We start from the raw sequence: 22,575 nt of genomic DNA, 5'->3' as shown, positions 1-22,575 counted from the left end.
CCGGCGCGTTAAAACGACGTGAACTTACTTGCGAGTAGGGTGCGGGCTGATCTTGCATTCGTCAAGCAAATACACCGAGTTGGACAGAAAGATTCACGCCACACCCAGCGTCGCCGCGGGCCCCACGGACCCCACCCCGAAGCGCGCCCGCGCCCGGTCGACGGCCGCCTCGGCGCGGCGCGCCTTGTCGTCGGCGGGGTCGAAGGTCAGCTGGTACGGGGCGAGTCCGGCCGGGCCGACCCCCTCCGCGCGCAGCGCCACCGCCCGCACCCGGGCCCGCTGCAGGCCGAGCGCCGTGTGCAGCGCGTAGGCGGTGGCGGTCAGCACCGGGGTGTGCGCGGTCGGTTCGGCGAAGGACCTGGTGCGGGTGGTCGAGGAGCCGTCGGCGTAGCGGACGGTGAGCGTCAGCCCGCGGGCGGTCCGCTCGCCCTCCCGCAGCCGCGCCCCGAGCCCGTCGGCGAGCGTGAGCAGGGCGCGCCGCCGGTGGCCGTCGTCCAGTTCGTCCCCGGCGAAGCGGTGCTCCGCGCCCATCGACCGGGCTCGCTCCCCCGGCGTGACGGGTGTCGGGTCGAGGCCGCGCGCCCGCTCGTGGATCCGCCGGCCCGCGGCCGCCCCGAGGATCCGCTGGAGCGCGGGGAGCGGCGCGGCGGCGATCCGGCCGACGCTGTCGAGCCCGTACGAGCACAGGGTGCGGGCGGTCGCCGGGCCGACGCCGTACAGCGCGGCGGCCGGCTTGCGGGCGAGGAAGGCGGCCACGGCGGCGGGGTCGCCGGGGAGCGCGCGCACGGCCCCGGGCGGGCCGTCGTGCGCGGCCATCCGCGCCAGCATCGGGTTGGCCGCGATGCCGACCGTGCAGTCGGCCTCGTACCGCGCGAGCGCGCGGACGCGCAGCAGGCCGGCGAGCTCGGCCGGGTCGTGCGCGAAGTAGCGCACGGCGCCGCGGACGTCCATCAGCGCGGCGTCGGGAGGCAGCGCCTGGACGACGGGCGTCACATCGGTGAGCAGGGCGAGCAGGCCGTCGTACGTCTCCTCGTCGACGGGCGCGCCGCCGGTGGGGTGGAAGTGCACGTACAGGACGGTCGTCTCCCCCGCGCCGGAAAGCGCGCTCGCATGCCGGACGGGCTCGATCGTGCCCGGCGCCGGGGCTCCGGCGGCGGGGCTCCCGGCCGTCGGGAGGGGCGGGACGGGGGAAAGGCGGCGCTCGGTCATCGTCCCGCGCTCCCCGGGCTCGCGTGCCACAGCTTCCGCCCGGTGGGCGCGCCTTCACCCGCCGGGCGGAGGTCGGCCCAGGGGTGCATCGCGTAGCCGGTGGACAGGTGGATGCGGCGGGCCGGTGCCGCGCCGGACGGGCCCGCCGGGCTCGCCAGCAGCTCGGCCACGGCGCCCAGGCCGCCCTCCGCGCGGAGCCTGGTGAGCTCCGCGAGGTCCCACGCCGCCGCGCCCACCACGCTGAGACTGCGGGGGCCGCGCCGCTGGACCACGCCGCGCACGAGCAGCAGCCAGGAGTGGAAGACGGTGTGCGCGCACCGCTCGTGGCTGTCGTCGAAGAAGGCGCAGTCGACCAGGCCCGTGCCGTCGTCCAGGGTCGTGAAGATGACCCGCCTGCCCGAGCGGACCGGCGGGGTCTGGGTGGCGGCCTTGGCGCCCGCGACCAGGACGGTCTCGCCGTGCCGCGCGTCGCGCAGCCGCTTCGCCGGGAGGGCGCCCAGCTCGGCGAGGAACGCCCGGTGGTCGGACATCAGATGGCGCGAGGCGTCCATGCCGAGCACGCTCAGCTCGGCGCCGAGGCGCTCCTCCGCGTCGAGGTCGGGCAGGCCGACGGGCGCGGCGCGGGCGCTGTCGGCCAGCGTCGGCTGGCCGGCGGAGCCGCGCCGCCGCCGGTGCAGTTCGGCGATGTGCAGCAGCAGGTCACGGCGGTTGGGGCCGAAGGCGTCCAACGCGCCGACGCGCGCGAGCCGTTCGGCGACGGGCCGGGCGGGGCGGGCACGCTGCCACAGGTCCTGGAGCGAGGTGTAGGGCTGCCCGGCGACGATCCGCGCCGTCTCGGCCTCGGTGATGCCCTGCACCTCGGAGAGCGCGAGCCGGATCCCGAATTCCCCGGACACCAGTTCGATCCGATAGGCGGCCGCCGACCGGTTCACATCGAGCGGCAGCACCGGCACCCCGCGCCGCCGCGCGTCCGCGAGCAGCAACCGCTTGGGATACATCCCCGGGTCGTGCGTGAGCAGCCCCGCGTAGAAGGCCGCCGGGTGATGGGCCTTCAGCCAGGCCGACTGGTAGGTCGGCACCGCGAACGCCACGGCGTGCGCCTTGCAGAAGCCGTAGCTGCCGAACGCCGCCACGATCTCCCAGGTGCGGCGGACGGTGCCGGGGCCGTGCCCGCGCCCGGCCGCCTCCGTCGCGAACCACGCGCGCACCCGGCCCACCAGCTCCGGGTCCGACAGCGCGCGGCGCGTCTCGTCCGCGAGGTGCCGGTCGCAGCCGGTCATGATCCGCAGGATCTCGATGATCTGCTCGTGGAAGACGACCACGCCGTACGTCTCGCGCAGCGTCTCCGCGAGGTCCGGGTGGGGGTAGCGCACCGGCGCGCGCCCGTGCCGGGCCTCGACGAAGGGCCGCACCATGTCGGCGGCGACCGGGCCCGGCCGGAAGAGCGAGATGTCGACCACCAGGTCGTGGAAGGTCGAGGGCTGGAGCCGGCCGATCAGGTCCCGCTGGCCGGGCGACTCGATCTGGAAGCAGCCGAGGGTCTCGGTGGAGCGGATCAGCTCGTACGTCGCGGGGTCGCCCGGCCGCACCTGCGCGGGGTCGTCCAGGTCCACCCGGCGGCCGGTGGCCCGCTCGATCTCCGCCACCGCGTACGCCATCGCCGACTGCATCCGCACGCCCAGCACGTCGAGCTTGAGCAGCCCGAGGTGTTCGACGTCGTCCTTGTCGAACTGCGCCATCGGGAAGCCCTCGCCGCTGGTCGGCACGACCGGCGTACGGGCCCGCAGCGTCGCGTCCGAGAGCAGTACCCCGCACGGGTGCATGGCGATGCCGCGCGGCAGTCCGTCCAGCGCCTCGACCAGCTCCCACAGCCTGCCGTGCTCCTCCGCCGCCACGCCGCGCAGCTCCGGCAGCTCCTTCAGGGCGGCGCGGGCGTCCCGGGCCCGGATGTGCGGGAAGGACTTCGCGAGCCGGTCGACCTCGGCGGGGTCCATGCCGAGGGCGGCGCCCACGTCCCGTACGGCGTGCCGCACCCGGTAGGTCTCGGGCATGGCGACGGTCGCGACCCGGTCCGCGCCGAAGCGGTCGAAGATCGCGCGGTAGACGTCCAGGCGGCGCGCGGACTCCACGTCGATGTCGATGTCGGGCAGCGCGGTGCGGCGGGCCGACAGGAAGCGCTCCATCAGCAGCCCGTGTTCGACGGGGTCGGCGTGGGCGATCCCGAGCAGGTGGTTGACCAGGGAGCCCGCGCCGGAGCCGCGGGCGGCGACCCGGATGCCGAGGGCGCGGGTGTCGTCGACGACCTGGGCGACGGTGAGGAAGTACGAGGGGAAGCCGCGCTGTTCGATGATGCGCAGCTCGTCGTCCAGCCGGTCCCAGTAGCGGCGGTCCCGGCCGTGGCCGCGCAGCACCAGGGCCCCGGCACAGCGGGCGCGCAGCACGCGCGCGGCGGTGCGGTGCCCGGCCCCGACCAGGTGGGGTTCGGGGAAGTGGACGGAGCCCAGGCCCAGGTGGTCCTCGGGGTCGACGAGGCACGCGGCGGCGGTCTCCTCGGTGAGGGTGAGCAGCCGGTGCGCGGCGGCGCGGCGGAATCCGGCGGCCTCCACGACCCGCTCGGCGACGGCCGCCATCTCCCGCGGCCCCTTGAGCCAGCGCTCACCGCTGTCCAGGGGCTTGCGGGGGTCGATCGGCACCAGCCGGCGGGCCGCGTCGAGCACATCGGCGACGGGCCCCTGGCCGGGGTCGGCGTAGCGGACGGCGTTGGTCAGCACGGGGCGTACGCCCTGTTCGGCGGCGAGGCCGAGAGTGCGGGCGGCGAGCCGCAGCGAGCCGGGTCCGGTGCCGGTGCGGCCGTGGCAGACGACCTCCAGCCGCAGGCAGTCACCGAACATTTCCCGCCAGGGCGCGAGCAGCCGCGCGGCCCGGTCGGGGCGCCCGGCGACGAGCGCGCGGCCGACCTCGGAGGAGGGGCCGAGGAGGACGGTCAGGGGCGCCCTGATGCCGGTGGCGGCGGCCGCGAGGTCCTCATGGGCGAGCCCGGGGCGGCCGCCGGCCGCGTGCGCGGCCGAGACCAGCCCGCACAGGGCCGCCCAGCCGGCCGCGCCGTCCCGGGCGAGGAAGGTCACGCGGGGTGCGGACTCGTCGACGAAGGCGCCGCCGCGCACGGGGGTGCGCCGGCGGACCGTGGGCCCGGGGGCGGGGGTCGGCTCCCGTACGGCCAGGTCGACGCCGAACAGCGGCCGCACCCCGGCCGGGGCGGCCGCCCTGGCGAACCGGACCGCTCCGGCGAGGCTGTCGCGGTCGGTGAGGGCGACGGCGTCCATGCCGCGCTCGGCGGCGCGCTCGGCGAGGTGCTCCGGGTGCGCGGCGCCGTACCGCATCGAGAACCCCGATGCGGTGCGCAGGTGCGTGAACCCCGCCATCGCACCTCCTGCCGCTCGCTCACCCCCTGGCCGATTTCCGCCCTCCCTATCCACCATAAACCACCCGCTCGAACATTCGTACGAACGTGGCGGGTGGTCGCCCGAACGGCCCGCAGCGCCTGCGGCCGCCCGCCCGACCCCGCACGCTCGGGACATGGACCGCACCCCGGGTGACAGCCCCCGCCCCACCTTCGCCGAGGAAGCGCGGGAGGCGGTGACCGTCCGCGCGGCGCTGCTGGTGATCGGCGCGCTGGTGCTCCAGCTCGCGTTCATCACGTCCTACATCGGCGCCTTCCACGCCCCGAAGCCGAAGGACATCGCGCTGGGCGTCGTCGCCCCGCGGCAGGTGAGCGGGGAGCTGGTGCGGAAGCTGGGCGCGCTGCCCGGCGGCCCCCTGGACGCGAGCGCGGTCCGCGACGAGGCGGAGGCGCGGCGCCGGATCGGTGACCGCGACCTGGAGGCCGCCCTGGTCGTCGACCCGCGCGGCACCACCGACACCCTGCTCGTCGCCGGGGGCTCGGGCGCCTCGCTCGCCCAGGCCACCGAGGCCGTCGTCACCCGGGCCGAGACCGCGCAGCAGCGCTCGCTGAAGGTCACCGACATCGCTCCGGCCGACGCGGGCGACGCGCGCGGCCTGAGCTCCTTCTATCTGGTGGTGGGCTGGTGCGTGGGCGGCTATCTGTGTGCCGCGATCCTCGCGATCAGCGCCGGCGCCCGCCCCGCGAACCCCCGGCGGGCGAGCTTCCGCCTCGCCGCGCTCGCGCTCTACGCCGCCGTCGCGGGCCTGCTCGGCGCCGTCATCGCGGGCCCGGTCCTGGGCGCGCTGCCCGGCAGCGTCCTGGGCCTGTGGGGGCTGGGGGCCCTGGTGGTCTTCGCCGTCGGCGCCACGACCCTCGCGCTCCAGGGGCTGGCGGGAATCATCGGCATCGGCCTGGCCATCGCTATCGTCGTGGTCCTCGGCAACCCCAGCGCGGGCGGCGCCTATCCTTACCCCCTCCTCCCGCCGTTCTGGCGCGCCATCGGCCCCGCGCTCCCGCCCGGGGCGGGCACCTGGTCGGCGCGCTCCATCGCGTACTTCCGGGGCAGCGCCCTGACGGGGCCGCTGCTGGTGCTGTCGGCGTGGGCGGTGGTGGGGACGGCGGTGACGATGACATGCGCGGCGCTCCGCCGGAACGCGACGGCGCGCTGAGTCACGGGGCTCCGCGACCGCTGCGGCGGCGAGCCCCTTCCGGGGCGCGCGACCCCCAACACGCGCCGTGGAGTGCGCGGATGAGCCGTGGTTCATGTACGCGTCCGGGTAGAACCTCATCCCACCCAGAGCGCTACCCGGTGAGGAACGCATGCCCAGCAGCCCGGTGTCCGTCCCCCGCGTCAATCCGCACGCCGCGGAAGCCGCCGCGTTCGTCGAGCGGTGGGTGCGGCGGACGGGGCTCACGCAGTCCTTCTCCGCGCAGCGGCGCTTCCGGAAGGCGGGGTGCGCCGCGTTCGCGGCGCGGGTGATGCCGGACGCCGAGTGCGGGCGGTTACAGCGGGGGGCCGCGTGGCTGGTGTGGTTCTTCATCCTCGCCGGGCGGTCCGAGGAGTGCGGGGCGGGCGGACTGCCGCCGCCCTACGCCGACGCCCTGCTCGACTTCCTGCCCGTCGACCTGGGCCGCACCCCGCCACCGCGCACGGCCCTGGAGCGGGCCCTGGCCGACGCCTGGCGGATGACGGCCCCGGCGATGTCGCCGCGCTGGCGGGCGCGGTTCACCGCGCACTTCGGCGAGTTCGTGGACGCCTGGCTGCTCACGGCCCAGGGCCCGGCCCGGCCGCTCCTCGACCTCGTCGAGTACACCAGCGGATATGAAGTACCGCCGGAGATCGCCGGCCTGGCCTCGATGGACCGTCTCGCCCGTACGGCCGTGCTCGCCTGCCCCGGCGAACGGGAGCTCTCCCCCGAGTTCCTCGCCTCCCGCGCGCACGCGCTCCGTTCCGCCCGCTCCGGCCTCGCGGCGGACCTGGCCCGCCGCGGCCTCCCGCCCGCCGCGCTGGCCTATGCCGACGCCCTCTCCGCCTGGCTGGACGGCCTGCCCAGGAACCCCGAACTCCCGGCGCGGGAGCGCAGGATCAGCCTCACCGAGGACATCACCGGCTCCCCCGTCGACCTCCTGCGCCCCCGGCGCCCGGCGCCGCCGCCCCTTCCCTCCCCCGGCGGCACCGGGGTCCTACATGGTGGCCGCGAGTAGCTCACGCGTGTAGCCGGTCTTCGGGTCGTCGAAGACCTCGTCGCGCGGGCCGCTCTCCACCACCGTCCCGGCCCGCATGACGGCGACGCGGTCGCAGAAGTGACGTACGACGGCGAGGTCGTGCGACACGAAGAGCAGGGAGAGCCCGAGCTCGTCGCGCAGGTCCATCAGCAGGTTGAGGACCTGGGCCTGCACGGACACGTCGAGCGCGGAGACCGGTTCGTCCGCGATGATCAGCCGGGGGCGCAGGGCGAGGGCCCGCGCGATGCCGATGCGCTGGCGCTGGCCGCCGGAGAACTCGTGCGGATAGCGGGCCAGGTGCGCCGCGTCCAGCCCCACCTGGCCCAGGAGTTCGGCCGCCCGGTCGCGGCGGGCGGCCGCGTCCAGCGAGGTGTGGACGCGCAGGGGCGTGGTGACGATCTGCTCGACCGTGCGGCGGGGGTTGAGCGAGGCGTACGGGTCCTGGAAGACGAGCTGCACCTCGCGGCTCAGTTCGCGGCGCAGCGCGGTGTCGACGGAGGCCCGGCCGATGTCCCGCCCGTCGAAGCGGACGCTTCCGGTGGTGGGCCGCTGCAACCCGGCGAGAACGCGGGCGGTGGTGGACTTGCCCGAACCGGACTCCCCCACGAGCCCTAGGGTCTCCCCCGCCCGCACCTGAAGACTGACCCCGCTCACGGCGACGACGGGCGACGTCCTGCGCCCCAGCAGGGTGCGGCGGCCGGGAAACTCGACCTTGGTGTCGACGACTTCGGCCAATACGGCTCCGGTGCGGCCTGCGGCAGACCCGGCAGGCACCGCCGCCGATTCCCCTTCGACAACGCTTGCCCCGCTCGGAGAGCGCCGCCGCCCGGCCGACGGGCCACGGCCGGCTTCCACGGGCGGGCGCGCGCCGCAGGCGCCCGGCTCCGGATCCTCCACCGTCGGCAGCCGCGTCCCCGGCACCGAGGAAAGCGTCGGTGCCGCGCCGATCAGGGCACGGGTGTACGGGTGCGCGGCGTCCACGAGCAGCTTGCGGGTGGGGCCCGACTCGATGCCGCGCCCGCCCCGCATGACCAGCGTGCGATCGCACATCTCCGCGACGACGCCCACGTCGTGGGTGATCAGCAGCACCGCCGTGCCGCTCTCCTCCGCCAGCTCCGACATGAGCGAGAGGACCTGGCGCTGCACGCGCGCGTCCAGCGCCGTCGTCGGCTCGTCCGCCACCAGCACGTCGGGAGAGTTGATCAGCGCCATGGCGATCATGACGCGCTGCCGCATGCCGCCGGAGAACCGGTGCGGGTAGTCCCGGGCGCGGGCGGCCGGGATGCCGACCCGGTCGAGCATGGCGGCCGCCCGCTCGCGCGCCTCGGCCCGCCCCGACCGCGCGTGCAGCCGGTACGCCTCGGCCAGTTGCGCGCCCACCGTGTGGAAGGGCGACAGCGCGGCCAGCGCGTCCTGGAACACCATGGCGATCCGCGCGCCCCGCAGGCTCCGCAGGGCGGACTCGGGCGCTCCGACGACCTCGGTGCCGCCCACGGTGATGCTGCCCGTCACCGTCGTACGGGCCGGGTCGTGCAGCCCCATCGCGGCCAGCCCCACCGTGGACTTGCCGGAGCCCGACTCCCCGACCAGACCGAGCACTTCACCACGGTCGAGGCCGAAGGAGACGCCGTCCACGGCGGTCACCGAGGAGCCGCGCCCGGCGAAGGAGACGGTCAGGTCACGGACGTGCAGGACGCTCATGCGAGCCTCACCCTCGGGTCGAGCCAGGCCACCACCAGGTCGGCGAGGGCGACGAAGAGCACCACGAAGAAGGCGGCGAGCAGGACCGTGCCCACCACCGTCGGCAGGTCGTTCTGGACGACGGAGTCGACGGCGAGCTTGCCGACACCGCCGAGGCCGAAGACGGTCTCGGTGATGAACGCCCCGCCGAACAGGGCGCCCGCCTCAAGGCCGAGGAGCTGCACCAGCGGCGCGGCCGCGCCGCGCGCCGTGTACTTCAGGTGGGCGCGGAGCACGCCGAGCCCCTTGCCGCGCGCGGTGCGCACATATCCCTCGTGCATCGTCTCCAGCATCTGGGAGCGGGTGAGGCGGGCGAAGACGGCGGCGTTGACGAAGCCGAGGACGAGCCAGGGCAGCACGAGCCCGGCCGCCCAGGCCGCCGGGTCGTCGGCGAAGGGCGTGTAGCCGGGCACCGGGAGCACGTCCGTCGTGTAGACGAGGAGGTACTGCAGCGCGTAGCCGAGGAAGTAGATCTGCACACTGGCGCCGACGAGGGTGAAGCCGGACAGCAGCCGGTCGGTGACGGTGCCCCGGCGCAGGGCGGCGACGAAGCCCGCGCCGATGCCGAGGACGACGATCACGGCGAGCGCGCCGCCCGCGAGGGACAGGGTCACCGGGAAGCGGTCGCCGATGGCGTCGAGGACCGGCTGGTGGAGGGTGTAGGAGTAGCCGAGGCAGGGCGCCGAGCAGTCGATGGGGCTGCCGTCGACGTCGGCGATGGTGCGGCCGGCGACGAGTCCGCGCAGATAGTCGGTGAACTGCCCGGTCAGCGGCTGGTCGAGGCCCATGCTGTGGCGTACGGCCTCGACCTGGGCGGTGTCGCACTTGTGGCCGCAGGCGATGAGGGCCGGGTCGGAGGGGGCGGCGTAGAAGAGCCCGAAGGCGACGGCGGTGATCGCGAGGAGCACCACCGCTGCCTGGAGGATCCGCCGGAGCAGGTAGACGATCACGTCAGGACTTCTTCACATAGAGCCCGGCGGCCGCGATGGAGCCGTAGATCGGGTGGATGGCGGCGCCGCCGATGTTCTTTCCGCGGAACTGCGTGACGCTGGTGTAGAGGAAGGGCACGACCGGTACGTCCTTCATGACGACCTGCTCCAGGTCGATGAGGGCGGCGGCCTTCTGCTGGGCGTCGCCGATCGTGGCGATGCGCTCCAGCTCCTTGTCGACCTGGGGGTTGCCGTAGCGGGTGGAGTTGGCGAGGACGTCGAGCTTGCTGTGGTAGTTGTCGGGCAACAGCGTCGAGGGAGTGGGCCAGTCCACGGAGTTGGTGGAGATCCACAGGTCGTAGGGGGCGTCGCCGCGGAAGACCTGGTCGTTGAAGGCCGCGTTGTTCATCGGCTTGGTGACGAGCTTGATGCCGGCCTTGGCGAAGGCGTCGACGAGGACCTGCGCGAGGCGGTCCTTCTCGGGGGCGTCGCTCTCGTAGGCGTAGGTCAGCGTGGTGACCTTCTGCTTGGCCCTGGCGAGGTGCTCCTTGGCCTTCTCGATGTCGCCACCGGGCCCGACCGGGTAGAGGTCGTACTTCTTCCAGCCGACGACGGCGGGCGAGGAGAGGGTGGTGGCGAAGTCGCCGAGGCGTGGGCCGCCGAGGACCTGGCGGGCCTGCTCGCGCGGGAAGAGGTAGTGGATGGCCTTGCGCACCTCGGGGTCGGTGACGCGGCTGTTCTTGATGTAGAGGTCCTCGGTGTACGCGCCCTGGCTGCCCGCGACGAGGAGGTCCTTCTTCTTGGGGTCGCGCTGGGCCTCGGCGTAGAGCTCCGGCGGGACCTCGTTCTGGGTGGAGACGGTGTCGGCTCCGGCGCCGCGGCTGTTGAAGACCTCCTGCGCGGTGTTGAGGATCTTCTTTCCGAAGGTGAACTCGAAGCGGTCGGGGTACTGGTGGCGGATCGAGTCGGTTTCGGCCTTCCAGTGCGGGTTGCGCTCCAGGGTCAGGCTCTGGTTCTGCTTGTGCTCGACGATCCGGTACGGGCCGCTGGCGAACGGCTTCACGTCGTAGTCGGTGCCGGTGTCCTTGTCCTTGCGGACGGGGGACGAGGAGGACTGGGCGGCCATGTAGGGCACGTCGGACTGCGGCTCGGGGAAGTGGAAGACGATCGTCTTGTCGTCCGGGGTCTCGATGGCGTCGAGGTCGCCGTCCTTGGGACCGCCGTACTTCTTGACGGCGGCGGTGCGGTCCTCGGAGCCGGTGAGCCACTTGGGCCAGTAGGACGGGCCGAGCTCGAAGCCGGGGCCGAAGGTGCGCTCGATGCCGTATTTGACGTGCTCGGCGGTGATCGGCTGCCCGTCCTCCCAGGCGATGCCGTCCTTGAGCTTGTACGTCCAGGTGCGTCCGCCGTCGGAGGACTGCCCGGTGTCGGTGGCGAGGTCGCCGACGAGCTTGGGCTTGCCGTCCACGACCTGATACTGCGTCAGCTGTCGGCCCCACAGCAGGGACGTGCTGTAGGACTCGCCCGCGTAGGTCTTCTGCGGGTCGAGGTGGCTGTAGTCGTTGAGGTTGGCGATCCTGACCGTGCCGCCGGACCGGGCGCCGGGCTCGGCGGGGGCCGGGCCCCGGCTGTCCTCGGCGGTACCGAGGGTCGCGGTGAGCCGCTGGCCGCTCTTGACGGCGTTCGCGCCGCCGTCCTTCTTGCCGCCCGCCCCGTCCGGACCCGCGCCGGCCGAGCAGGAGCACATCAGCATGACGGCGGCGGTGGCGAGAGCCGGCAGGGCTGCGGTGCGCGTGCGAGAGCGGGGCATGGTGAACTCCGTTGATCGGAAGGTGCGTTGCGAGGTTGCGGTGCGTGGTCAGCGGGCGGTACGGGGATCGAGCGCGTCCCGTACCGCGTCGCCGAGGAGGTTGAAGGCGAGGACGAAGACGAGGATCGCCACGCCCGGGAAGACCATGTAGGTCGGGTCGTCGTAGAAGACCTCGGAGCCGCGGGAGATCATGCGGCCCCAGTCGGGGACGGGCTCGTTGATGCCGACGCCGAGGAAGGACAGCGCGGCCTCGGCGGTGACGATGCCGGGCACGGCGAGGGTGATGTGGACGAGCACGGGCGCCCAGACGTTGGGCAGCAGCTCGCGCAGGACGATATGGCGGCGGCTCGCGCCGACGGCCCGCGCCGCCTCGACGAACTCCCGCTCGCGCAGGCTCCGCACGGAGGTGCGCAGCACCATCGCGAGCGGCACCCAGCCGAAGGCCGAGAAGACCAGGATGAGCGAGGTGAACTGCATCCAGGCGGGCTCGTTCTCACCGGCTCTGACGAAGCGCGTCTGGATGACGGGGCTCAGCGCGAGCAGCAGCAGAAGTGTCGGAAAAGCAAGCATCACATTGCATACGAATGTGAAGGCGCGGTCCGCGAGCCCGCTGAGGTAGCCGACGGTCACGCCGAGGACGACGCCGACGACGGCGATCACGGTGACGGAGGCGAGGGCGACCAGCAGCGAGGTGCGCATGCCGTAGAGCAGCTGGGTGAGCACGTCGCGGCCGAGGCCGGGCTCGATGCCGAACCAATGGTCGGCGGAGATGCCCCCGTTGGGCAGAACGGGCAGGCCCTCGGCGCTGAGCAGGCCGGGTTCGTTCTGCCCGTAGTGGTCGGTGGGGTTCTTGCCGTAGAGGGCCGCGAGGAGCGGCGCGGCGAGCGCGAGCAGGGCACAGAGGGCGACAACGAAGAGGGCCGCCATGCCCGTTCGGTCGCGCCGGAAGGCCCGGCAGGCGGCGGCGAAGGGGCCTCCTGAAGGCGTTCCTGGGGGTCCTCCTGAGTGCACTTCGGCCATTTGCTGCCGCGCTCCTGAATCACTCCGGCCGCCGCTCGGTCACCTGGCGGGCCTCTTTTCGGCCGGGAAGCGGGGGTCTCCCGTCCCGGGGTGCGGATCATTAGATCCGATGATTCACGGGACGGCAAACCATCTTTTTAAAGGCAGCTTGGTTATTTCATCGTCGATTACAAGGAATCTTTGCTGGTCAACATCCCTGTAACATTAATTCCCGCCTTTCCCCCCTAAAACGGGCATGCGACCGGACCCCACCCCGCCCGGGACGACTCTCGCGAGACCTGCCTCACACCAGTTCAGGCCACTACTCAGGGTTTTCAACCAGCGACTGAAAGTGTCCGTTCGGCGTGCGTTCATGCTCAACTTGAGCAAGACTCCGGTCCGTTATCCGAAACCACACACAAGGGAGCGTTCGGAATGCGGTACATCACTGGAGGGTTCGCACTGGGGGCCGCGCTGGCACTGGGCGGCCTGGTGGCGGCCGGGACGTCGACGGCCGCGAGCGCCGCACCGGCCCCCGCCGCCGCACCGGCGGCACACGCGCAGAGCCTGTTCCCGACGAGCCTGTTCGCGCCCTCCTCGCTGGTCCTGACGATCGGCCAGGGCGACAGCAGGGACAGCTCCGGGGTGCAGCGCGCCGTCACCCTGACCTGCATGCCGAAGGCCGCCGGGACGCACCCGGACGTCAAGGGCGCCTGTGACCAGCTGCGCGCCGCCGACGGTGACTTCGACAAGACGATCGCGCTCAAGGCCGACACCTACTGCACCAAGGAGTGGAACCCGATCGTCGTCACCGCCGAAGGCGTCTGGCAGGGCAAGCGGGTCAGCTACGAGCACACCTTCGCCAACCCGTGCATGAAGCGGGCGTCCCAGGGCACGGTCTTCGAGTTCTAAAGGCCCGGCCCGAAGGAGCTCCGCGCGGCACGCGGCCCCCGGACACCGTGGAGGTGTGTCCGGGGGCCGTGGCTTGTGTGATGCCCCGCCCGGGGAGCCCGCAACCGCCCGGCGGCCCTCAAGCGCCACACTCTGCCGGTGACTTGCGGCACACCCGGCCCGCCAGGGTTCAGGTTCAGACCTGCTCCGTGCCCGTCCCGTCCGGCGGGAGCTCCAGCCCGTCCCGCGGGATCTCCGACCCCTCCCGCGCGGCTGCCGGCCCGCCCCGCGTCGCGGCCGGCTCGTCCCGGGGCGCGGTCCCGGGGCGGCCCGGCTTCGCCGGCGCCGGCTCATGACCGGCGCGCTCCAAGAAGCGCAGCAGCTCGACCGGGAAAGGGAGCACGAGGGTGGAGTTCTTCTCCGCGGCCACCGCCACGATCGTCTGGAGCAGCCTCAGCTGGAGCGCGGACGGCTGCTCCGACATCGTCGCCGCCGCCTCGGCCAGCTTCTTCGACGCCAGGAGCTCCGCGTCGGCGTTGATCACGCGCGCCCGCCGCTCCCGCTCCGCCTCCGCCTGCCGCGACATCGAGCGCTTCATCGTCTCCGGCAGGGAGACGTCCTTGATCTCGACACGGTCGATGTGCACGCCCCAGCCGATGGCCGGGCTGTCGAGCATCAGCTCCAGGCCCTGGTTGAGCTTCTCGCGGTTGGAGAGGAGGTCGTCCAGGTCGCTCTTGCCGATGATCGAGCGCAGCGAGGTCTGGGCCATCTGGGAGACGGCGAAGCGGTAGTCCTCGACCTGGATCACGGCCTCGGCGGGGTCGACGACCTTGAAATAGACGACGGCGTCGACGCGCACCGTCACATTGTCCCGGGTGATGCCCTCCTGGGCGGGCACCGGCATCGTCACGATCTGCATATTGACCTTGCGCAGCCGGTCGACGCCGGGGATGACCATGGTGTACCCGGGCTTCCTGACCTCCGGGAGCAGCCGCCCGAGCCTCAGCACGACGCCGCGCTCGTACTGCTTCACCACACGGGACGCCGCCGCCGCGTACACCAGGCACGCGGACCCGGCACCCGCCGCCGCCACTACCAGTTCCTCGACCATGGCACGACCCCTTGCCCTGCGTGTCGGGTGTCACATTCCACGGTAGGCCCGTACCGGACCAAGGTCGAGCCCCCGGCCCGGGGGTCCGGGCCGGGGGCTCCTTCCGCTGCTGGCCGCAAGGCTTGGGGAAGGGCCGTGCTCGCTCGCGGTCAGGGGTCCGTGCGGGTCTCGGCGGTCAGAAGACGCTGACGCCGTACGCCTTGAGCGCCGGGCCGACCGGCTGGAAGAAGGTCGTGCCGCCCGAGGTGCAGTTGCCGCTGCCGCCGGAGGTCAGGCCGAGGGCCGTGGAGCCGGCGAAGAGGGCGCCGCCGCTGTCACCGGGCTCGGCGCACACGTTGGTCTGGATCAGACCGCGGACGATCTGGCCGTTGCCGTAGTTGACGGTCGCGTTCAGGCCGGTGACCTTGCCGCCGTGCACATGGGTCGTGGAGCCGCTGCGCTGCACGGCCTGGCCGACGGAGGCGTTGCCCGCGGAGGTGATGCGCTGCGAGCTGCCGTTGTAGAGGTCGACAGCGCTGGGGTGGGCGACGGAGCCGTTGGTGTACTGCACGATGCCGTAGTCGTTGCCCGGGAAGCTGGTGCCGGTGGTCGGGCCGATGCTCGTGCGGTGCGCGGCGTCGGTGTAGTAGGGGGGCTTGCCCTGGGTGCAGTGGCCTGCGGTCAGGAAGTAAGAGGTGTTGCCCTTGCGGACGTTGAAGCCCACGGAGCAGCGCCACGTCGGCGCGTAGATGGCGTCGCCGCCCGCGAGGTACTTCGTGAAGGTGCCAGGGGTGCGCTCGACGCGTATCGCGTCGGCGGCCGGCCCGGCCTGCTGTCTTATCCTCGCTATCGCCGCGTCGGAGACGCTCGCGTCGGCGGTGACGACGACGGTGCCGCTGCTCGCGTCGGTGACCCACGCGGTGCCCGCGACGTCCGCCGCCTGCACGGCCGCGCTCGCGGCGGACAGCTGGGCGGCGGAGTGCCGCACGTCCGTGGAGTCGCCCTGGGCATGGGCGTTGGTGGCGACGAGGGCGGAGGCTGCGAGCAGCCCCGCGGCCACGGCGATACGCCGGGCCCGTCGGGTGGGGGTGCGGTGGGGGGATGTGCGCTCGGTCCTCACGTTGTCTTCCTCCCGTGGGGGGTCTGGTGAGGCGCCGCCAAGAGGACACAGCTCTTCCAGATTCTGCGTGCCCCTGACAAGCACTTCCGGCGAGTATTCGCGGGCGGCGACGCCTCGCGCAAGAGCATCTTTCAGACGAACCTCCGCCCAACTGCCTTTTCCATGGCGGGAGTTGACGACTCCGGTACGGGCCCGGCCGTGGCCCCGGCCAGGGGCACCGCACTCGACGGTGCCCCGGGGATCGCGGCCGCCGTCCACGCCGCGGACCACCTCCCGGACCGGAGGCGCCGACGCGCTGATCACCACGGTGGAGCCGAAGGCGTGCGCGGCGCGCGGCGTGCCCGTCCCCGGCCTCGACCGCTGACGGCCACGCGTCAGCGCCCGCACAGCCGTCGGTCCGTCCCTTCGGGCCACGACAGCCCGAGGTGGTCGCGGAGGGTCGGCCCCCCGTACTCCGTACGGAAGGCGCCCCGCTCCTGGAGCAGCGGCACGACGCGGTCGACGAAGTCGTCGAGCCCGCCCGGGGTGAGGTGCGGGATGAGGATGAAGCCGTCGGCGGCGTCCGTCGTGACGAACTCGTCCAGCTGCGCGGCGACGGCCCGCGGGGTGCCGATGAAGGACTGCCGGCCGGAGGTCTCGATCACGGTCTGCCGGATGGAGAGCCCCTTCGCCTCGGCGACCGCGCGCCACCGGGCGGCCACGGCGAGCGGGTCGCCGATCTTGACCCGGCCCTGGGCGAGTTCGCCGTCGGGGTCGGGGTCGATGTCGGGGAGCGGGCCGTCGGGGTCGTAGGCGGAGAGGTCGCGGCCCCACACCTGCTCCAGGGTGAGCAGCGCGGTCTGCGGGGAGATCTGCTGCTTGCGGATCTCGGCGGCCTTCTCCTGGGCCTCGGCGGCGGTGTCGCCGAGGACGACGGTCACGCCGGGCATGATCTTCAGGTCGCCGGGGGCGCGGCCGTACGCGGCGAGCCTGCCCTTGACGTCGGCGTAGAAGGCTCGGCCCGCCTCCAGGGTGCCGTGCCGGGTGAAGACGACGTCGGCGGCGGAGGCCGCGAACTCACGGCCCTCGGCGGAGTCGCCCGCCTGGATCACCACGGGGTGGCCCTGGGGGCCGCGCGCCACGTCGAACTTCCCCGCGATGCGGAAGTGCCGGCCCTCGTGGGCGAAGGGGCGGGGCACGCCGTCGGCCCCCGGAGAATCGGGCAGCCAGGAGTCCCACAGCTCGCGGGCGGTGGCGACGAACTCCGCGGCCCGGGTGTAGCGGTCGGCCCGGTCGAGGTAGCCGCCCCGCCGGAAGTTCTCGCCGGTGAAGGCGTCGGAGGAGGTCACCACGTTCCAGGCGGCGCGCCCGCCGCTGAGGTGGTCCAAGGAGGCGAGGCGGCGGGCGAGTTCGTAGGGCTCGTTGAAGGTGGCGTTGACGGTGGCGGCCAGGCCGAGCCGGTCGGTGACGGCGGCCAGGGCGCTGAGCACGGTGAGGGACTCGGGGCGGCCGACGACGTCGAGGTCGTGGATGCGTCCCTTGTGCTCACGCAGCCGCAGCCCTTCGGCGAGGAAGAAGAAGTCGAAGAGGCCGCGTTCGGCGGTGCGCGCGAGGTGGACGAAGGAGGAGAAGTCGATCTGACTGGCGGAGGCGGGGTCGGTCCAGACCGTGGTGCTGTTGACGCCGGGGAAGTGGGCGGCGAGATGCATCTGCCTGCGTCCGGTGCGGCTGGTCATGCGGTCTCCCTCGCGGTGGCGTAGCGGTTGGCCGGGCGCGGCAGGCACAGGTGCTCGCGGAGCGTGCCGCCGGGGTAGAAGGAGCGCAGCAGCCCGCGGTGCTGGAGCACGGGGACGGTCCCGTCGACGAGCAGCGGAAGGTCACGGTCGGGGTTCTCCGGCCGGAAGTGGAAGCCGTCGACGACGCCGTCCGCGTACCAGGCCCCGGCCAGGTCGGCGAGGGCCACGGCGTCGGCGGCCGCGTGGAGCGCCACGCGCAGGGAGGCGAGGACGACGATCCGCCCGGGGTCGCGGCCGAACGCGCGGGCGTGGCGGCGCAGTTCATCACGGACGGCACGGACGGCGGCCGGGGCCGCCGTGTTGTCCGCCGTGTCCTCGACCCGGACGTACGCGACGTCCGCGCGGCGGGCGGCGGTCGTACGGGGCAGGGAGTCGGTGGCGTCGACGGCGATGACGGGGTGGCCCTGTGGGGGCCGGGGCACGATGGAGGGGCCGCGGACGCTGAAGGCGGTGCCCTGATAGTCGACGTAGTGGAGCTTGTCGCGGTCGACGAAGCGGCCGGTGGCGACGTCGCGGATCTCGGCGTCGTCCTCCCAGCTGTCCCAGAGCCGGGTGACGACGTCGGCGACCTCGTCCGCCTCCTGCCACAGTTCGCGGGCGGGCGGGGCGGGCTTGCGGCCGAAGTGGCGGGCGTCGGCCTCGCCGGTGGAGACCTCGACGGTCCAGCCGGCCCGGCCCCGGCTGACCCAGTCGAGGGTGGAGACGGCGGAGGAGACGTGGAAGGGCTCGGTGTGCGTGGTGGTGACCGTCGGCACCAGCCCGATCCGCTCGGTGACGGGCGCGATCCGCGCGAGGACGGCGAGGGCGTCGAGGCGGCTCTCCCCGCGCCGGGGCGGGCCGAGGGTGTCGCCGAGGGTGACGAAGTCGAACTTTCCGTGCTCGGCGAGGCGCGCCGTGCGGGCATAGGGCTCGGCGTCCCGGGCGTCGGGCCGGTCGAGGGCGACGGCCAGGTGGAGCGGCCGGGTGGGTACGGGTGAGGACATGGGGTTCCCTGGGGTGTGAGGGGTGTGTCGGTACGCGATGGGTCTCGAACCGGCCGCGTCATGGGGCCGGTTGGGGTCAGCGACGGCGAGGCGGAACCGGGGCGTCCGGGCGCGGGAACAGCTCCCGGACGGCGGCGAGCGCGGCTCGCGCCGTGGCGTCGTTCTGCCGGAAGGCCGGGCCGTTGGAGCGCGGCCGGGTGAAGGCGGCTCCGGCGCGGGCGTCGGTGTGCGGGCCGAGGGCGAAGCGGCGGGGGTGCGGGCGGCCGTCCCGGTCGAGGATCCGGCCGTCGTCGGGGCTGACGGCGAGCAGCCCGGCCGGGGTCACGGTGGCCTCGTCGGCGAGGCCGCGCAGCAGCCGGTCGCCGGACCGGACGACCGTGGGCGCGGGCAGCCGCGCCTCGACGAGGGCGCGCGCCTCGGTCACCGCGCCAGGCACGGTGGGGCTGTGGGCGCGAAAGGTCCCGCGCCCGGGGTCGGTGGTGATCTCGGTGTCCGCGCCGAGGAAGCGCACGTATCCGGCCCGGGAGAGGGCGAGGAGCTGGCGCAGCCGGGGGCCCGGTGGTCCGGAGGCGAGGTAGCTGAAGAAGCCGTGCCACCAGGTGCCGATGTCACCGAGGGCCAGGAGCTGGCCGTAGGCGGAGAGCAGTCCGAGGAAGACAGCCAGGTCGGGGCTGTGGCGGGGGTCGCTCCGGCGGGCGAGGTCGGCCTCGATGTGGGCCCGCAGCCCGTCCTGGAGCGACTCGGTGCCCGCGTGGCGCAGCCCGGCCAGCGGGTGGTCGAGGGCGGTGAGGTCGAGGCGGTCGGCGGGCTCGGGGACGGAGGCGGACACGAGCGCGTCGAGTTCGGGGCCGCCGGGGTCGCACAGGGCGTACTTCGCCTCGAAGTCGGGCCAGTTGACGCGGGTGCGCTCGGGGTGCGCGGTGAACAGCCGATGGTAGTGGGCGAAGCCCAGCTCCTTCTCGACGAGGGGCCGGACGTCACGGCCGAAGTCGAGCGGACCGGGCCGGCGGCGCAGCTCCTCGACCTCGGCGGGTCCCAGGAAGCGGGGCAGCGGCGGCCGTTCGCCGCTCCAGGGGTAGTCGATCTTCGCGCGGTACGGGACGCCGCGCCGCGAGCCGACGTGCAGGACGGGCTCCCGCCCGGAGGGGTGGTAGGTCAGCGTGCCGGTGCCGTCGTCGGTGTACGTACCACCACGGCCCTCGGTGACCAGCACCATGAGGTCGACGAAGGCGAGTCCGAAGCCGCGGACGAGGACGTCCTCACCGGGGCGCAGCACGGCGAGGTCGCTGTCGGCGGTGAACTCGGGCGGCAGATAGGTGAGTCCGTGGCGGCGGGCGAAGTCCGCGAGCGCGGCCTCCTCGGCGGCGGGGGCGGCGGGCAGGTGGCCGAGGGCGAGCACGACGAGGTCGGCGGGCAGGGGTTCGGCCCGTCCTTCCAGCCGGACCGACTGGCGTCCGTGGCGGGGGCCGAGGAGCCGTAAGGCACGTCGGCGGTGCTCGTGGACGACGACGCCGGGCGGCAGGGCGGCCACGGCGCGGCGGTACACCCAGGCGAGATAGGCGCTCTGGAGCCGTCTGCTGGGGTAGGAGCGCTCGGCCGACTCCGCCGCCTCCCGGGTGATCTCGGGCCCGATGTCCGGGACGGCGCCGTCGGCGACGAGGCAGGCCCACTCGGCGAGGGAGGGGCCGGGCCGCACGGGGCCGCGCTGTTCCACGCTCTCGTCGGTGAACATCGTGACGTCCTCGGCCATCGAGTTCATCCACAGCAGCGGCGACTGGTCGCGCCGCCAGACGCGGCCGCCGCCGGGCGGGCAGGGGTCGACGAGGTGCAGGTCGAGGCGGCCGCCCGCGAGGAGTTCCGCGGCGTTGGCGGCGATGCGCTCGACGAGACCGGTGCCGCGGGGGCCCGCGCCGACGATGACGAGGGAAGGGACGGGCGGGGTGGGGGTATCCGGGTGCGCGGACATGCGAAGGCTCCGTGGATGCGGGGATCGGACACGGGAGTTGACGCCTTCACACCGGGCCGCGCCCCTCAGCGCGAACCGGACCCCGAGGCTAAGCCGGAGAGCCGACCTGCTGTCAAGCAGGTCCATTTCACCGTCCACGATGCGGACGGAGCGCCTCAACGGCATTGACGCGGAAACGGATGGCTGTTCCACTTGGCCCATGCGCACAGGGCAACGGCTGGTCACGCGGGACCACATCGACTTCGGTCGGGTGTGGTCCGCTTCGTGTCCGTGCCCCCCTGTTCCCTTCGCGGGATCCGGTACGGCCACCGCCCGTACCGCGTCCTGATCCCCGCGGGCCGCCGCGTCCTCGGCGGGCCCCGCGCCTTCACACCGCGGCAGTCCGGCCGCCCCCCTCCCCTCGTACCGCCTCGCTCACGGCCGGGTGAGGCTGCTCAGCAGTCACATCCACAGTCACAGCAGTCACAATTACTGCAACAGTCACAGCAATTGCAGCAGTCACCACAGCCGTCACAGCCACTGCAATCACAGTCGCAGTCGTCGCACCACGCCTCCCGCTTCTTCCCGTTCCAGGGGTCGTGGTAGTCCGTGCAGCAGATCTGGCAGGTGCAGAAGAGCCCGGCCCACACCGCGCAGCCGTGGACCAGCCCGCGCCGCCGCCTCGGCGGCTCCGGCGGGGCGCCGGGCGGCATGACCGGCGGCGGGCCGAACGCGCCCTGCGCACCGTGCGGTACGCCACCGCCCGGCCCGTCGCCGTGCCGATGGCCGCAGTCCGCCGTGCCGAACGCGCGGTCGACGGCGCGCTCCAACTCGTGCGCCAGCAGCACATGCGCGAGCCTGCCCTGCCCCTTGCTCGCGAAGTCGACCTCCCGCAGGGCGAGCCGCACGCCGTGCACCGCGTCGTCGCACAGCCGCCGCACCTCCGCGAGGTCGGTGCCCGTCACGGCGACCGGGTTCCACGCGCCGCCCGCGGCGTCCTCCGCCAGGTCCTCGACGGCGTCCAGGAGATGCGCGAGCCGGCCGAAGAGCCGCCCGGCCTCCTCCAGCGGCGCCCGGTTGGCGGGGCGGCCGGCCAGCACCGCGGTGTGGCCGAAGGCCGCGGCGGTCGCCGTCTCGGTCGGCTCGGTTATCGCCAACAACGAGGTGCCCGGCCCCGCCAGGGCCTCGACCCCCGCCTGCCGTTCGACCGCGTCCACCAGCACCGCCGTGTCGAAACCGAGGTCCGCCCCCGTACGGGCACCGGCCCGGTCCCACTTCGCGGCGACCCTGCGCGCGGCCGCGGCGACCGGACGCCGCGCCAAGAGCCCGTCACCGTCGGCGACATGGTCGCGCATCTTCGCCGACGCGAGGAGGAGCGAGACGGAGGCGGCCAGCCGCGCGCCCTCGCCCCGCGCGACGGAGGCGGTCCGCATCCCGCGCAGCGGGCAGGGACCGGCCGTGCGCCGCCACGCGTTCGCGCCCTCGGTACGCGGCGACTGCGCCTCGACCAGAACCGAAATCACCAGTCCGTCATAATTTGTGGCTGTTCTGGCGAATTGCCCGTGATCGCCGCGCAGCGCCAGGCACAACCCGCAGAGATGGGCCATCCACTCCGCGCGCATCGACTCCGACAGTCGATGACGACATGGTCTGACGATCCCGAACAATTCCGGCCCCCGTGTGTGGTGCGGTTGGACCCGGGCATCCTAATCACCGGACAACCACACCGGCCCGCAGCCCGCGGGCCACCCCCTGACACCGCATAAGGCCAGGTCCGCCCGTGTGTGACGGGTCTCTCGGGCGATCTGACGCATCGCCAAGCGCTTTGCACCAGATGCGTCACGAAATCCACGCTTGGCGGCTATCCACTTGGCACACCATCCACAACATGGACGACGATAGGGAAGCGGTCGGACCACACCGCGTGTGAGAGGAGGCGTCCATGGGATCGGTGCGCAAGGCGAGTGCCTGGCTCGGCCTCGTCGACGACAGCGATGACGAGCGCTATTACGACGACGACTACGCCGAGGGGCCCGAGCCCGGCGACTCCTGGGTGACCAACCCGAAGGTGCGGGTGGCGGACGAGGTGGCCCAGGAGCAGGGCACCCGCATCGCCACGGTCACCCCGGACGGCTTCCGGGACGCCCGTGGCATCGGCGAGCTCTTCCGCGAGGGCGTCCCGGTGATCGTGAACCTCACCGGCATGGAGCCCAACGACGCCAAGCGCGTCGTGGACTTCGCGGCCGGGCTGACGTTCGGCCTGCGCGGCTCGATCGAGCGCGTGGCCAACCGCGTCTTCCTGCTGACCCCCGCCGACTACCAGGTCCTGAGCGGCGAACCGGCGGGCCGCCGGGCGAACGGGGGCTTCTTCAACCAGAACTGAGCGGGGCTCCGGCCGGGGGTCCGGGGGACCTTA

At 73.5% G+C, this 22,575-nt stretch carries 16 protein-coding genes; 4 read left to right on the top strand and 12 right to left on the bottom strand.

What is annotated here, in order from left to right; genetic code table 11:
* Positions 1-93 precede the first annotated feature (93 nt).
* Together ACH427_RS24245 and ACH427_RS24240 are read right to left on the bottom strand one after the other, a co-directional pair.
* On the bottom strand, positions 94-1,209 hold the full coding sequence (locus tag ACH427_RS24245) for a hypothetical protein (RefSeq protein WP_398872426.1): 1,116 nt from the start codon (positions 1,207-1,209) through the stop codon (positions 94-96).
* On the bottom strand, positions 1,206-4,631 hold the full coding sequence (locus ACH427_RS24240; protein ID WP_398872424.1) for a DNA polymerase III subunit alpha: 3,426 nt from the start codon (positions 4,629-4,631) through the stop codon (positions 1,206-1,208). The genes ACH427_RS24245 and ACH427_RS24240 overlap by 4 nt, the downstream gene beginning before the upstream one ends.
* Before the next feature lie 154 nt (positions 4,632-4,785).
* On the opposite strand from ACH427_RS24240, the gene ACH427_RS24235 reads away from it, so the two are divergent.
* The gene (locus tag ACH427_RS24235) at positions 4,786-5,820 is read left to right on the top strand and encodes a DUF3533 domain-containing protein (protein ID WP_398872422.1); all 1,035 of its coding nucleotides are present in this window, start codon (positions 4,786-4,788) and stop codon (positions 5,818-5,820) included.
* 151 nt (positions 5,821-5,971) lie between these two features.
* Complete coding sequence (locus ACH427_RS24230) at positions 5,972-6,856, top strand: hypothetical protein (protein WP_398872420.1); 885 nt, start codon at positions 5,972-5,974, stop codon at positions 6,854-6,856.
* Here the strand turns inward: ACH427_RS24230 and ACH427_RS24225 are convergent.
* From ACH427_RS24225 to ACH427_RS24210, 4 genes are read right to left on the bottom strand one after another with little or no spacing between them, the layout of a single operon-like run.
* Positions 6,836-8,578 (bottom strand): dipeptide ABC transporter ATP-binding protein, encoded by a 1,743-nt coding sequence (locus ACH427_RS24225; RefSeq protein WP_398872418.1) that lies wholly within the window; start codon positions 8,576-8,578, stop codon positions 6,836-6,838. The two genes, ACH427_RS24230 and ACH427_RS24225, sit on opposite strands and share 21 nt — an antisense overlap.
* A complete protein-coding gene (locus ACH427_RS24220; protein WP_398872416.1) occupies positions 8,575-9,567 on the bottom strand; it encodes an ABC transporter permease in 993 nt (330 codons plus the stop codon). Before ACH427_RS24220 ends, ACH427_RS24225 begins: the two co-directional genes overlap by 4 nt.
* Before the next feature lies 1 nt (position 9,568).
* Positions 9,569-11,356 carry an ABC transporter substrate-binding protein gene (locus tag ACH427_RS24215; protein WP_398872414.1) on the bottom strand — a complete coding sequence of 596 codons (1,788 nt, stop codon included), beginning with the start codon at positions 11,354-11,356 and terminating at the stop codon, positions 9,569-9,571.
* Between the two features lie 48 nt (positions 11,357-11,404).
* A complete protein-coding gene (locus ACH427_RS24210; RefSeq protein ID WP_398872412.1) occupies positions 11,405-12,376 on the bottom strand; it encodes an ABC transporter permease in 972 nt (323 codons plus the stop codon).
* Positions 12,377-12,790: 414 nt separating this feature from the next.
* On the opposite strand from ACH427_RS24210, the gene ACH427_RS24205 reads away from it, so the two are divergent.
* Positions 12,791-13,267, top strand: coding sequence for a subtilase-type protease inhibitor (locus tag ACH427_RS24205; protein ID WP_398872410.1), 477 nt, complete (start codon positions 12,791-12,793; stop codon positions 13,265-13,267).
* Between the two features lie 175 nt (positions 13,268-13,442).
* Here the strand turns inward: ACH427_RS24205 and ACH427_RS24200 are convergent, their stop codons facing one another.
* The 6 genes from ACH427_RS24200 to ACH427_RS24175 all read right to left on the bottom strand — a co-directional run bounded on the left by ACH427_RS24200 (position 13,443) and on the right by ACH427_RS24175 (position 21,826).
* Positions 13,443-14,357 carry a slipin family protein gene (locus ACH427_RS24200; RefSeq protein WP_398872408.1) on the bottom strand — a complete coding sequence of 305 codons (915 nt, stop codon included), beginning with the start codon at positions 14,355-14,357 and terminating at the stop codon, positions 13,443-13,445.
* A gap of 175 nt (positions 14,358-14,532) precedes the next feature.
* Positions 14,533-15,456 (bottom strand): S1 family peptidase, encoded by a 924-nt coding sequence (locus tag ACH427_RS24195; protein WP_398872406.1) that lies wholly within the window; start codon positions 15,454-15,456, stop codon positions 14,533-14,535.
* Between the two features lie 374 nt (positions 15,457-15,830).
* On the bottom strand, positions 15,831-17,171 hold the full coding sequence (locus tag ACH427_RS24190; protein WP_398872404.1) for an NtaA/DmoA family FMN-dependent monooxygenase: 1,341 nt from the start codon (positions 17,169-17,171) through the stop codon (positions 15,831-15,833).
* Complete coding sequence (locus ACH427_RS24185; protein ID WP_398872402.1) at positions 17,168-18,214, bottom strand: LLM class flavin-dependent oxidoreductase; 1,047 nt, start codon at positions 18,212-18,214, stop codon at positions 17,168-17,170. Before ACH427_RS24185 ends, ACH427_RS24190 begins: the two co-directional genes overlap by 4 nt.
* Positions 18,215-18,290: 76 nt before the next feature.
* Positions 18,291-20,180 (bottom strand): FAD/NAD(P)-binding protein, encoded by a 1,890-nt coding sequence (locus tag ACH427_RS24180; RefSeq protein ID WP_398872400.1) that lies wholly within the window; start codon positions 20,178-20,180, stop codon positions 18,291-18,293.
* A gap of 434 nt (positions 20,181-20,614) precedes the next feature.
* Positions 20,615-21,826, bottom strand: coding sequence for a DUF5685 family protein (locus ACH427_RS24175; protein ID WP_398872398.1), 1,212 nt, complete (start codon positions 21,824-21,826; stop codon positions 20,615-20,617).
* A 275-nt stretch (positions 21,827-22,101) separates the two neighbouring features.
* On the opposite strand from ACH427_RS24175, the gene ACH427_RS24170 reads away from it, so the two are divergent.
* Positions 22,102-22,542, top strand: coding sequence for a cell division protein SepF (locus ACH427_RS24170; RefSeq protein ID WP_361534221.1), 441 nt, complete (start codon positions 22,102-22,104; stop codon positions 22,540-22,542).
* Positions 22,543-22,575: the final 33 nt, after the last annotated feature.

Source organism: Streptomyces sp. NPDC020379, assembly GCF_044387105.1.
GTDB lineage: Bacteria > Actinomycetota > Actinomycetes > Streptomycetales > Streptomycetaceae > Streptomyces.
This window is presented reverse-complemented; position numbering and strand designations above follow the sequence as displayed.

Excerpts from the sequence above, each read along its gene's own strand:
- ACH427_RS24245 (WP_398872426.1), bottom strand. The coding sequence starts at position 1,209 with ATGACCGAGCGCCGCCTTTCCCCCGTCCCGCCCCTCCCGACGGCCGGG.
- ACH427_RS24240 (WP_398872424.1), bottom strand. The coding sequence starts at position 4,631 with ATGGCGGGGTTCACGCACCTGCGCACCGCATCGGGGTTCTCGATGCGG.
- ACH427_RS24235 (WP_398872422.1), top strand. The coding sequence starts at position 4,786 with ATGGACCGCACCCCGGGTGACAGCCCCCGCCCCACCTTCGCCGAGGAA.
- ACH427_RS24230 (WP_398872420.1), top strand. The coding sequence starts at position 5,972 with ATGCCCAGCAGCCCGGTGTCCGTCCCCCGCGTCAATCCGCACGCCGCG.
- ACH427_RS24225 (WP_398872418.1), bottom strand. The coding sequence starts at position 8,578 with ATGAGCGTCCTGCACGTCCGTGACCTGACCGTCTCCTTCGCCGGGCGC.
- ACH427_RS24215 (WP_398872414.1), bottom strand. The coding sequence starts at position 11,356 with ATGCCCCGCTCTCGCACGCGCACCGCAGCCCTGCCGGCTCTCGCCACC.
- ACH427_RS24210 (WP_398872412.1), bottom strand. The coding sequence starts at position 12,376 with ATGGCCGAAGTGCACTCAGGAGGACCCCCAGGAACGCCTTCAGGAGGC.
- ACH427_RS24205 (WP_398872410.1), top strand. The coding sequence starts at position 12,791 with ATGCGGTACATCACTGGAGGGTTCGCACTGGGGGCCGCGCTGGCACTG.
- ACH427_RS24200 (WP_398872408.1), bottom strand. The coding sequence starts at position 14,357 with ATGGTCGAGGAACTGGTAGTGGCGGCGGCGGGTGCCGGGTCCGCGTGC.
- ACH427_RS24190 (WP_398872404.1), bottom strand. The coding sequence starts at position 17,171 with ATGACCAGCCGCACCGGACGCAGGCAGATGCATCTCGCCGCCCACTTC.
- ACH427_RS24185 (WP_398872402.1), bottom strand. The coding sequence starts at position 18,214 with ATGTCCTCACCCGTACCCACCCGGCCGCTCCACCTGGCCGTCGCCCTC.
- ACH427_RS24180 (WP_398872400.1), bottom strand. The coding sequence starts at position 20,180 with ATGTCCGCGCACCCGGATACCCCCACCCCGCCCGTCCCTTCCCTCGTC.
- ACH427_RS24170 (WP_361534221.1), top strand. The coding sequence starts at position 22,102 with ATGGGATCGGTGCGCAAGGCGAGTGCCTGGCTCGGCCTCGTCGACGAC.